8 protein-coding genes and 1 pseudogene are annotated in these 11,462 nt (G+C 59.9%); 7 read left to right on the forward strand and 2 right to left on the reverse strand.

Going from position 1 to position 11,462, the window contains the following annotated elements:
* Nucleotides 1-403 precede the first annotated feature (403 nt).
* From CXQ88_RS20930 to CXQ88_RS22870, 3 genes and pseudogenes are all read left to right on the forward strand, one after another.
* Entirely contained in the window at nt 404-913 is a 510-nt protein-coding gene (locus tag CXQ88_RS20930; RefSeq protein WP_104046088.1) for a TetR/AcrR family transcriptional regulator, read from the forward strand.
* A complete protein-coding gene (locus CXQ88_RS20935) occupies nt 910-1,587 on the forward strand; it encodes a GAP family protein (protein WP_104046089.1) in 678 nt (225 codons plus the stop codon). Before CXQ88_RS20930 ends, CXQ88_RS20935 begins: the two co-directional genes overlap by 4 nt.
* 183 nt (nt 1,588-1,770) lie before the next feature.
* A pseudogene (locus CXQ88_RS22870) lies at nt 1,771-1,923 on the forward strand (Mu transposase domain-containing protein); the annotation flags it as partial.
* A 178-nt stretch (nt 1,924-2,101) separates the two neighbouring features.
* On the opposite strand, the gene CXQ88_RS20945 reads toward CXQ88_RS22870, so the two are convergent.
* Nucleotides 2,102-3,634 (reverse strand): flotillin family protein, encoded by a 1,533-nt coding sequence (locus CXQ88_RS20945; protein WP_258062056.1) that lies wholly within the window; start codon nt 3,632-3,634, stop codon nt 2,102-2,104.
* 1,572 nt (nt 3,635-5,206) lie between these two features.
* Here CXQ88_RS20945 and CXQ88_RS20955 point away from each other — a divergent pair.
* From CXQ88_RS20955 to CXQ88_RS20965, 3 genes are all read left to right on the forward strand, one after another.
* Nucleotides 5,207-6,091 (forward strand): hypothetical protein, encoded by an 885-nt coding sequence (locus CXQ88_RS20955; protein ID WP_104046091.1) that lies wholly within the window; start codon nt 5,207-5,209, stop codon nt 6,089-6,091.
* Between the two features lie 10 nt (nt 6,092-6,101).
* Nucleotides 6,102-6,761, forward strand: coding sequence for a class F sortase (locus CXQ88_RS20960; RefSeq protein WP_104046092.1), 660 nt, complete (start codon nt 6,102-6,104; stop codon nt 6,759-6,761).
* A 416-nt stretch (nt 6,762-7,177) separates the two neighbouring features.
* Nucleotides 7,178-8,413, forward strand: coding sequence for a CBM20 domain-containing protein (locus tag CXQ88_RS20965; protein WP_104046093.1), 1,236 nt, complete (start codon nt 7,178-7,180; stop codon nt 8,411-8,413).
* A 705-nt stretch (nt 8,414-9,118) separates the two neighbouring features.
* Here the strand turns inward: CXQ88_RS20965 and CXQ88_RS20970 are convergent.
* Nucleotides 9,119-9,544, reverse strand: a complete 426-nt coding sequence (locus CXQ88_RS20970; protein ID WP_104046094.1) for a universal stress protein — start codon at nt 9,542-9,544, stop codon at nt 9,119-9,121.
* Between the two features lie 527 nt (nt 9,545-10,071).
* Here CXQ88_RS20970 and CXQ88_RS20975 point away from each other — a divergent pair.
* Nucleotides 10,072-11,370, forward strand: coding sequence for a CitMHS family transporter (locus tag CXQ88_RS20975; protein WP_104046095.1), 1,299 nt, complete (start codon nt 10,072-10,074; stop codon nt 11,368-11,370).
* Nucleotides 11,371-11,462 lie beyond the last annotated feature (92 nt).

Below are 11,462 nucleotides of genomic sequence, written 5' to 3' on the forward strand. Positions count from 1 at the left end.
CTCTGGCGCTCTGACACTCCCCCAAAGCCGACACCGTTCCCTGATGGCGGAACGTATGTAAAGCTGTTCGTTCTAAGTCCCTCTTGATGGGCTAGGTTTTGGGACCGCTGAAATAGATGTGCGCGGCTCTCTCACTTTCGGCAAAACGCCAGGAGTGCAATCCGAGGTTGTTGCAGGGGTTGGCTCAGAAAATCCGGACGCCGGACCTACGCACCATCGAACCCAACACCACTTCCGCCACCCCACAGCAGCGTCAGGCGAGTGGCGGGCTGATCAGCCTGTTCCCTGGACCAAAGCCCTAGAAGTGATCCCCCGTACATGTCTTGGGACGCGGGCCGAACCGCCCCTCCCCCACTCCTTTGAAAAACCGACCAGTCGGTTTGGTTTGTGCTAGTATCTGCTTATGAGCAATAGGGATCGGATCTTGCAGACGGCGCGCAGGCTTGCCATTACAACGGGTTCCGTCCCCTCTTTGGATGTTGTTGCCCAAGAAGCTGGGGTCTCCAAGGGGGGACTCATGCATCACTTCCGGTCCAGGGCGGCACTGCTCGACGGCATCGCGGGCCAAACCATCGACGAGATGGATGAAGCGCTGCTTGCTGCTGCTGAGCGCGGAGACGTTGTGGAGACCTGGTTGCGGCTGTCCCTGTCACGGGACGAAGCCGACCTTTACAGGGCGCTGCTGGTGTCCTTTACCGATACAGGATCGGCAACGGAGACGCTGTTGGCACGGGCTGCTGAAGCGTCTCAGCGGTGGGAGAACCTTCTGGCTGCCGAGACAGGTGATTCCACAACTGCAGCGATCATCCGCCTACTGGGCGACGGGATGGTGATGAATACGGTGACCGGAGAGGCTCTTCCGTCACTGGAGTCGGTACTGGAGTGGTTGGAACCAAGGAAAGCAAATCGATGAGCGCCGGTCTCCTCGCAGCGATCCTGGGGCTGGCGATTGCTGATTCATTCAACCCGGCCACCATTGTCGTAATCACCTTGATCCTTCTCACCGTTCGCACAAGACCTGTCGCTTCAGCGGTTACTTTCGTCTTCGGAGCATTCACTACAGTCTTCGTAGTCGGCGCAGCCATCTTCCTTGGCGCTGGTGCTGCCGCCGATGTGGTCGGTGACGGTCTGGTCTGGCTGCGTCGGGTCGTCTTCCTGGTTGCTGCGATAACCCTCGTTGTGGCCGGCGCGCGGCGCTTCAAGGACCGTGAGAGGAAAGGGGTGCAGCTTCCTGGCTGGTTTGGCGTCGGGACGGCTTTCCCACTTGGAGTCCTCATGACCGGCGCCGACCTTCCCAACGCGTTTCCATACTTCATCGCGATTGAGCGCATGATCGATGCCGACGCGTCGGCGGCCCTCGGCGTGCCTGTCCTGGCTGTGTACGCGGTCGTCTATTGCATCCCCTGCCTTGTCCTGCTCGCCCTCGGAATGGCGCACGGCGACAAAGTGCAGGCAGGTCTGCAGAAAGTCTTCCACCGCTTTTCGACAGGAACCGTGAAGCGCTCCGTCCCAGCAGCGACAGCCTTGTTTGTCCTCGCCACCGCGGTCTTGTCCACTGCCGTTTGGCCGGGAATTCTTACCCTTTGACTGGGCCTAGGAGGCCCGCGAAACACCACCACCCCCAGGTAGGGAGGGCGCGGCACGTAGTTGCATCGAAGCACATCCGACGGCGCCGTCCCTGTATCCCCGTCCTCATCCAGAGCATCCGTGTCAGGTGGGACAAGTTGGCTCTAACATTCGGCAGTGGATGCCAGGAAACGGGTGCAGTATCCCAGGGTGGACAGGTCTTCGATGGTTACAGTGCGGATGGTGAGAGTATTCCGTCCCGGCACGCTTCATCGGCCGGAAGGTGCGGTGTCCTTGCGGGCCTCGGAGGTCGGGGTGTTCGACGGCCGCACGGTAGCGGCCCTGCATCAGCGAATGGTCACCAAGTTCCGGCACAGCCGCCTCAGCAATGAGGACCGGAAAGAAACTTCAGTACCCAGCAAGGACGTCGACATGGCGCTGTACATCCGTACGCCCGCCGGCCTGCCGTCGGCGGCTGACGCCGCCATCGTAACCACCGCCCTTGCCGCCCCGGGGAGTTCCTTGTTTGGCGGATTTACTTGGCGGACTCTTCCTTCAATGCGGCATTGACGACTGCGGTCCGGGCTGGTTCTTTGACCGCACCATCTCCGTTGCCCGGAGTCTCTGCGTGGGGGGTTGATTTGCCGAATCCCTTGAGCATCTCGATCACGTCAAACCCGGTGGTGTCCTTGAGCATCTGCGCGGTCTGTTGCACACCCGAGGAAACATTCTTGCTCACTTGGCCTGCTCCGTCGTTAGAGATGACCGTCATGTTGCTGATCGCACTCATCGGCGCGGCGATTTCTCTGGCGATGGAAGGCAGAACCTCCAGAAGCTTGTTCAAGATTGCCGCCTCGTTGAACTCGCTGTACGCCTTGGCCTGAGCTTCGATGGCTCCTGCTTCAGCCGTACCACGAAGTCCAATGACATCAGCTTCCGCTATGCCCTTGGACTTCGTGACCTCAGCCTCCGCAAGACCACGGATTTTGTTGATCTCGGTCTCGGCGTTGCCCTTGGCGGTGTTCGCCGCTGCCACAGCCTTCGCTTCAACCTCGTTACCAGCAGCCCTGAGCTTGCGGGTCTCGAGTTCAGCGGCAGCTTCGACCTTCGTGGCTTCCGAGATGCGGGTACGCCGTGCCAAGTCAGCCGCTGCTTCGGTTTCGACCTTGTACTTAGCAGCGTCGGCGGGCTTGCGGACCTCGATGTCGAGCTCCTTTTCGCGGAGCTCTGCTTGACGGGCAACAACCTGCTGGTTTTTGAGGATAATTAATTGCTGCTGGTCGGCGTGGGCTAGAGGACCGGCGGCGTCCGCTTCTGCCTGGCGTGCATCCGTTTCCTGCTTCAGCTCAGCACGGCGGAGAGCCAGTTTCTGCTCAGCTTCAGCCGTCTTCTGATCCGCAAGTGCCTTCGCTTCCGCTGCTTCACGTTGGGAGTTCGCTTCGGCAATACTTGCGTTCCGTGCCACCAGGGCAGCCTCCGGTCGACCAAGGTTTTTCAGGTAGCCGCCTGCGTCGTCGACAGACTTGATCTGGAAGGTATCGATTACCAGACCCTGGTTGGTCATCGAGTGTTCGGCCTCTTCCTTGACGGATGCTGCGAACTGCGCCCGGTCCTTGATGATCGCGTCAACGCTCAGGGTACCGACGATAGAACGCAGGGAACCCGAGAGCGTTTCCTGGGTGTAGTGATCAATGGCGTCCTGCTGGTCAAGGAAACGCTGCGCCGCCTTGCGGACCGAGATCTTGTCACCACCGACTTTTACCTGCGCAACTCCGGTCAGCTTGAGCTGGATGCCGTTGTTGGAAATGGCTTCAATGGTGACTTCAACCTGACGCGAAGACAGCGAGATATGGCTGACGCGCTCCGTGATCGGGTTGACAAACGCCCGGTTGTTAATGATGACACGAGACTGATCGTCGGATGTTTCATCGGTCGTGTTCGGGTCGCTTTTGCCGGTGATTAGCATTGCCTCATTCGGCTTAGCGAACCGGATGCTCGAGGTATAGAAGATAATTCCCGCGATGAGTAGGAGGGCGAGTGCGCCCCCGCCGATCAGCATTACTGTCATTGTTCCCCCTTGATGTGTCAGATCGCCGTGGTCGTCGTCGATCCTTGAAACCCGGCGGCCGGTAAGGAGGCGGCAGAATGCAAAACTTGCTGACCGCGCAGTCGCGCCGGGTGTCTGCCATCAAACGTTTCGTTGAATGGAGACAAAGGTATCTTCTCCCGAGCACGGAATTATGACTAGGGTAATGACAACGGTGCCCCGGCCGCTCGGAGGAAGCGTCAGGGCTCCCCGATTAGGTTTAGGGAGTGAATTCACTAATCCCAACCCCGGGAATGGCTTCATCGATGAATTGAAGTCAAGGGCTCTTAGTGGCCGAATCAGTCATAGCTTTGTGGACGCCCGCAGCCAGTCGCGCCAGATCGGACAGAGCATTCGAAGTGACGCGAGCGGCCCGGCGACTAGGCAGAATCGGTCAATATGTCTCAAAACTCAGTTCGCTAGATTCATCCCTCTGCTATTTGGACGACAAGGTATGGCCCAGTTCCGGCCGCGTTATTAACAATCGCGGCCTAGTCGGCCCGAGGCATGTTGACGGAATATCCGTTATCTGCGTTTCGTCAGCGGGAGTGGCAGCAAGTGCAAGAACTGCCGGCCCCGGTCAATTTGAACGTTCTGCGGCTTCGTACGCAAGGGAGGCGTGCAAGACCGTAAATTCGCGCTGTTGGGCTTCAAAAACACTGGCGAGTGTGTGCGCTACGGGGACGGGGCCTTTGAACCCGTCCACTAGTTAGGCATCACCTAGCGAAAGGCCCCGCAACATGGGGGACGCCGCGGGGCCTTCCTGGTCGCTTCGCAATTTGGGGGATGTGCGAAACAACCGAGAAGCAAAACTACTGGCAAGTATAAACTTCAGCAACTTGCATTTTCGCACGTGCGGCCTGCATCGGTGCAGACATAAATCACCAGTGCGGAGGTCGCGAGGCTCGCCAATGTATCCCGCACGCCGGTCGGTTACATGGGTTCGCCTTCGGACCCCTTATGTCCCGGCTAAGCTGCCTGTCTCGATGGTCCCAGTCTGCTCGCCGAGCTTCTTCCTCATCCCAGAAATGACCGTTGCGACCGCGCACATGAAACAGATACGCGAGCCCGGCTGCGGAAAGAACCAAGGGTGCCCACCATTGGGTTGCGAGCGGGAGATGCCCGAGGCGAAGTAGCCAGGAAGGCGGGAGTCGGAGTGCCAACGGCGCACCGGATCTACAAGCCCTGCTCTCTTGTCCAGACTGGCAAGGGTCCAGGCTGTCGTTCACTGTAGCTCCGGAAGTCGTATGAGCGTTAAGGTGGGAACTTTCAAAAAATCGCGAAAGCCCTCTCTCACCTCCCGCCGTCATGAGATGGTTACGTTTGCCACAACCGGTTTTGCTCTGTATTTTTGGCTCTCACAGCGATCTTTCGGGCGGCACTCAGGTTGCACTGAAGTCTCGCCGTCTTTCTCCGGACGATCAGCAGTACGAGCGCCTCTCCTGCTTGGTCCGGCCGAAGTCTTCCGAGCAAACAAGGAGTTGTTCGACCGCGCGCTGAACCCGCCGGGGCCGTCCCGGTCGGCCGCTTCGTGTTTCTAGGGGACGCACAATTATGACCGTTGTATCCAAATGGGTCGCTGCTGGTTCGTCAGCAGCTGTTTTCGCCGGCGGGCTCTTCCTCGGCGCTCCGACGGCTGCCGCCGCACCGGGTGACGCCGCTTGCCTGCAGGCTTCCACCCAGTTTGAAGCCGCATTGTCGGCTGCCGGCATCACCGAGGCGACTATTGCCCAGCTTGAGTCCTCCGCTGAGGCTGCTGCTGCTGCTGAGGCGGCATATTTTGCGCTGGTCGAAGCTGCCACAGCGGGTGTGGCCGCCGAGCTGGAGGAAGCGGAAGCCGCTCTGGAGGACGCCATCGCAGCTACCGCAGCAGCCGAGGACGCGTTGGAGAAGGCCCAGGGCTCTGGGGACCCGGATGTTCTCGCTGAAGCAGAGGCCGCCAAAGAAGCTGCTGAGGACGCCGAGGATAAAGCACAGCAGGCAGTGACCGACCTGACTGCTGCCTACGAGGCGGCAATCAATACGCCGGAAATCCTCGAAGCCCGGGACGCTTTCGACGCAGCGGTCGCAGAGTTCGAAACCGTGCTGAGCGCCGTCTCGCTGGATGAAACCTCTGCTGCCAACCTCATGGGGCTGTTCGAGGCCTTCCTGGCGGCCTGCAACCCCGACGCCATTGGCGTCGATCCCGTGGTCACGCCGCCGGTCACCGCGCCGGGGAACACCGTGCCGACAGTCACCTACCCGGTCAGCTCGACTCCCGCGGGGGGCGGCACCGCGACCGTCGCGACGAACAAGGGCCTCAATGTGCAGACCGCGGCAGAAACGGAGCCGGCCACGCACCCGGGCCTGGCACTTCTCGCCGGGCTCCTCGCAGCCGGCATCGCGGTACCCTCAGCCGTCGCCATGAGGATGCGCCGCCTGGAGCGCACCCGCAAGTAAGCACACCGAGTTGGAACCGCAAACAACGTCCAGCCAGCGCCGCCCCTTACGCCGTCGCTGGCTGGCCGTTCCTGCCATTGCCGCGGCTGCTATGGCAGCCGCTCTTTACCTGACACCCTCGAGCGCTGTTCTGCCGAACGACGGCGGCAGCACCGCCGTCGCGCCTTCCACCGCCCCTTCCGCGCCGGGTTCCCCGAGCGCAACCGCTGCCCGCAAGGCGTCTGCTGCCGCAGCAGCAGCGCCCCTGCAGGTCTCGATCGAGGCCGCAGACCTCGAGGTGCGTGTGCTGCCGCTGACGCCCAATGCGCACGAGCTGTCCTCAGAGTTGCTCGTCCCGCCGCTCACCCTTGATGCCTACTGGCTCACCAGCTACGGAGTCCCGGGCGCGGGCTCAAGCAACACCACGTACATCGTCGGGCACAGCTGGGACGGCAGGGATGCTCCGTTCAACCGTCTCAGCGACAACAGCCTCGTGGGTAAGGCGGTCACCGTGACCACTGCGAACGGGGCGCTGAAGTACGTGGTGGACTCTGTTACGACGCACGATAAGAACACGCTCAAGGACAGCGACATCTGGAACGTCGTACCCAACAGGGTGGTACTCATAAGCTGCTACACAGAGGACTTATGGGGCAAGAACGTGGTGGTCACGGCCTCCCCCAGGTCCTAGCGCCCATCCTTGAAGAAACCACCGGCCCAGGTTCACGCCTGAACGAAGGCGCTTTGCGTATATCGAAACCCCTGACGGCCAGCAGCAAGTCTCCTTCCGGGCGCCGGCAGATATCGGCAACCGGCTGAGTTCATCGCTAACCAATCCGCTGCCTAAAAGCTAAAGGCTTCTGGCCCCTACCCTTCAAGGCGAACCTGCCGCACAACTTGTGGGTCCAGAGAATGCCTGGCCTCCGGTCCTGCTTGACCAATCAGGAACCCTCGAGATTCCCTTTCCGGACAGGAAACTGCCGCACTCGGGATTCTAACTTCAGTGTTTGTGTTGACAGGTGGCGGTTGCAGGACAACCATAAAGCAAGCAATACCAAGGGCATCCGGCAGGGTGCCCGGCAGCCGCCTCGACTATAAGGAGAGGCCATGTCAATCGCGTGGCCGGCGGTCTTGATGCAACTGCTAACGACGGCAGCATCCGCTGTGGCGGGAAAAGCCGCCAACGCTGCGGCCACCGCTGCAACTGCTAACCCCATCATTGGCGCCGCTGCGGACGCCGCCGCGGCAAAGGCAACAGAAAAATTGCTCGGGGAGTTCCTTCCCGCGCAGCAGCAGGAACTACGTCGCATCGAGGAGTTCACGCGGGATATCCATGGCTTGGCCGGGGATATAAACATGAGAGTAAAGGCATTGCAAGGCGGTCCTAGTCGTGCCGCTCTCCTGCATATGGAATACGCATCAAGGCATCCGGAACGCGCATACGAAGAACTCCAAGCTGCTAGGGGCCTGCTCTTTCAGGCATGGGGCATAGCAAGCGATGCCTCACAAAGAGCATTCGCAGCTCAACAGTTGAGTGGCGTCTATGCACTGCTGGGCGACAGTTACGATTCCCGACAGTGGCTCGAGAAATGTCTTCCGGACACTGATCTGGCTGTTGAGGACGCCATTTGCGATTTGCTTACCGCCCTTCGCGTGGTACTGAATAGGAGCCCTAGCCGTGCAAGCAGTGAAGATTACACTCGCGTCACCACAATGGAAACCGGTGCTCGCTATGTGCCGGTCCGCGATCTTCACCCGGCGCTTTCGAAAGTAGTGGACGCTCGCCACGAGGCCATGCTGCTGCGACGGCTCTCGATGACGGTTGGAATCGGAGCGCCTTGGCCATCCCTAAGTCGGACAAGAATTCAAAACGATGGTGATTCAGAGATTCTGGTACAGACACCAACGGCCTGGGTCAAGGTCGAGATTGGCGCAGCGCTGCGAGACTCCCCCACCGTTGCCACGATGAGAAGAATGGAAACCATGACATTCCGGGTGAAAGACGGACCTTGGAACGCACAAGCTGGCCAGGTCTTTTTGTTCGGTCCGTCCCCTCAGCTAGGGGCGTGGGAGCCAGCACAGGCCGTTCCCATGGAAGGCTTACAAGGGCTGATGTTTGGATGTGACGGGGAGTTTATGATGACCAGTCTGCAATTGCTGAAGGAGGGGGACTCGATCGAATACTGCTACTACTTCGTGCCTCACGATGGCGGCCCTGCTGCAACAGACCTTATTCGCCGTAAACCCTTCCCAACAGGGCAATCTTACGATCCCCTGGAGGCCCTGTTTGGTGGCTTTTTTTCCCACCTAGCCCCGTATGACACTTGGGGCAAAGCCGGATAAAACGCGCTGTAGCTCAGAGAGAGAGTCTGAGTCAGGTGCCATTGCCCACCCAGACCCTCTCGCTCTGCTGCTCTGACCTGCCACTCCAACTTTCAGGAACCATTTCACAAAATATGCCCAAAGTTGTATGCCCGAAGCGCGCGGAGCAGTGCTTGCCGCTAGCTGATCGGCGTGGACGGGCGGTCAGCGCTCAGCACGGCCAGTGTGTGCGGGTTGACGGAATATCCGTTATCGGCTCTTCAAAGGGCTCGGGGGAGAGGCCTAAAAAGGGTGCCTTTCACCTGTGCATGGAACCCCTGGGTTGTGGGCCGATGTTCGCGGCAGCTGGACTGGATACGGGCTCGACGGCACGACCTGCGCCGAGGAGTACGATTTCAGCCCGATGGCCGTTCACGAAACCTTGGCGAACGCCAGGGAGGGCTGCACCATAGCGGCCAGGATACGCCGAAGTTTTTCGGCAACACCTTGGAGTCCTATGAAAGCCATCAGCGCATCGGAGACTGTTAAACGACCGTCAACTGCAAATAGTCCTCGTTCCCAGCGGCAGGAACGGGCGGACCGCGGGAACAGGTGGGCTGCTCCTGGACAGGAGCAGCCCACACGGGGCTTCAGGACGTGGCGGATCCCCGGCGCCGGCCCCGTCCGTCGGGGGCGTGTTGCGGTGCGCCTGCCGGCGCCGGGAAAATTGTGCGGTCCACGAGTTGCTCAACCGTTGGTTTTGACGATGTAAACATCGCAGGGCGCGTTATGGGCAACGCTGCTGGCAATGCTTCCCAGGACGCGGCCGATGCCTTGGAGCCGTTTGTTGCCGACGACGATCATGCCGGCCTGGAACTTCTCTGCCTGTCCGATAAGTGCTTGTGCGGGGCTTCCTTTCACAACGGAGTAGGAAACCTTCAATTCTCCCGAGCTAAGCTTGACTGCTACATCTTTGGCGACCTCTTCGGCGTTGCTTTCATTTGAGACAACCCATTGGTCGCTGCCGGTACCGAATACGACGGTACGATCGCCGTCGAAGGCAGTTACGACGTGCAAGGTGCCGCCGATTGCTGCCGCCAGATCGCGGGCACGCCTAGCGGCCTTCAAGGCCGTCTCGCTGCCGTCGACTCCTACAACTACTACTTCAGCCATGGTTGGGTCTCCCATTGTTGGTGGTCTCGATACTTGCCGGCTAGCGTGCCGTCCTACTGGGGGACTGGGGTGCTTGGCTACGACTCAGCGAATAGTCCTTGACCGTGAATGCAAGTTCAGGCACGTACGAGCGACGTCGTCTTGCCTGCGAATCCGTCGTTCTCGCCCTTCACCAATTACAACCAGTACCTCAATCCCCACGAACCCCCACCTGCAGCGCTTTCATCCCGTGCTGAAAAGGAAGCTGCCCACATCGCAGCGGTTCGAGGGCAGGCCACCACTTTCTCGTTTCAGTGCCATCCCCGGCGGCCGGAGGAAAGTCCGTCCGTCGTGGTCCGCCGTGACCATGATAAGCAGAATTTTATAAGTGGTCGACCACTTGACCACTTATTTGACTGGTCGACCACTTTAAGTTTACGGTCGATACCGTGCCCGAACCCGAGAGGTTGAGGGACCGGGTTACCGGCAAGGACCCGGCACGCCAGAGTCGCCGTCAGGGAGTTCTTCCCTCATACCAAGGAGTAACGATGCTCGCAGTCTTCGGATTCGCCACGCTCGCGTCATTTATGGTCGCGGTCATGCGCAGGTGGGCCACAGCATTTGTGGCAATCATTACCGCCCCAGTTCTATTCGCCGTCATAGCCGGCTTCGGTCCTCAACTGGGCGACATGGTGCTCAGCGGCCTGGAGACTGTGGCACCGACGGCTGTCCTGCTTTTGTTCGCCGTCCTGTACTTCGGCATCATGATGGACGCCAAGCTGTTCGATCCGATTTCGAACCTCATCCTGCGCCTGTCCAAAGGTGACCCTGTACGCATCTGCGTGGGAACAGCCGTGCTTTCCCTTGTCGTAGCACTGGACGGTGACGGTACTACGAGCTACATGATCATCTGCTCAGCCTTCCTGCCGATTTACAAGCGTCTGGGGATCAACCCGCTGGTCATCGCCACGGTCGCGGCGATGTCCCTTGGCCTCATCTCAGGATCAACCCCTTGGGGCGGCGCGGCGACCAGGGCAATCAGCGTTCTGGAACTGGACGCGACAGACTACTTTGTCAGCCTCATTCCCTCGCTGGCGTTGACCTCGGTCTTTGTCCTGGTAATGGCTTACCTCCTCGGCTTGACCCAGCGCAAGCATGTTGATCCCAAAGCGGTGGCTGAACTCGCTGCGGACATCAGGAACGGCGCCCTTCACAGTGGGGAACGGGCTACCTGGCGTACCTGGGTCAACGCAGGCCTGACGGTGCTGCTGCTGGTCCTGCTGATCACCGGCGTGGCACCACTGGTGGTTCTCTTCATTGGTGCCTTTGTCATTGCGCTGGTCATCAACTATCCCAAACTCCACACTCAGGGCGAGCTGATCAAGCGTCACGCCGCAAGCGCAGTTCCCGTCGTCATGCTGGTCCTGGCGGCAGGCGTTTTCACCGGCATCCTCTCGGACTCCGGGATGATCCAGGCCATGGCAGATTCCCTCCTGAGCATCGTGCCGACCTCCCTGGGTGGCCTCCTCCCCCTCTTTACCGCCATCGTTGCCATCCCCTTGGGCTTTTTTATGTCAAACGATGCGTTCTTCTTCGGCATCCTGCCCGTCCTGTCTGAATCCGCCGCGCAGTATGGCATCCACCCCAACGAGATTGCCCGGGCCGGTGTCGTGGGCCAAATCTCGCACATGATCGGACCGGCATCCGCGCCGCTCTGGGTGCTCCTTGGTCTGCTGAAGAAGGAACTGGGCGAATTCCAGCGGTTCTCCATCCTGTGGATAGTGGGCGGGTCCGTCGCGTTTATCGCCTTCCAGCTCCTCACCGGAGCCATCAACTTCGGTCTCTGACCACCCTGGTTTCCTGGTCCGTCAAAGAGACCTGGATATATAGAAAAGGAAAAACCCGTGACTGAATCCAAGCAGTACCAGCTGGCCGTCCT

The organism is Arthrobacter sp. ZGTC412, from assembly GCF_002929215.1.
Lineage (GTDB): Bacteria > Actinomycetota > Actinomycetes > Actinomycetales > Micrococcaceae > Arthrobacter.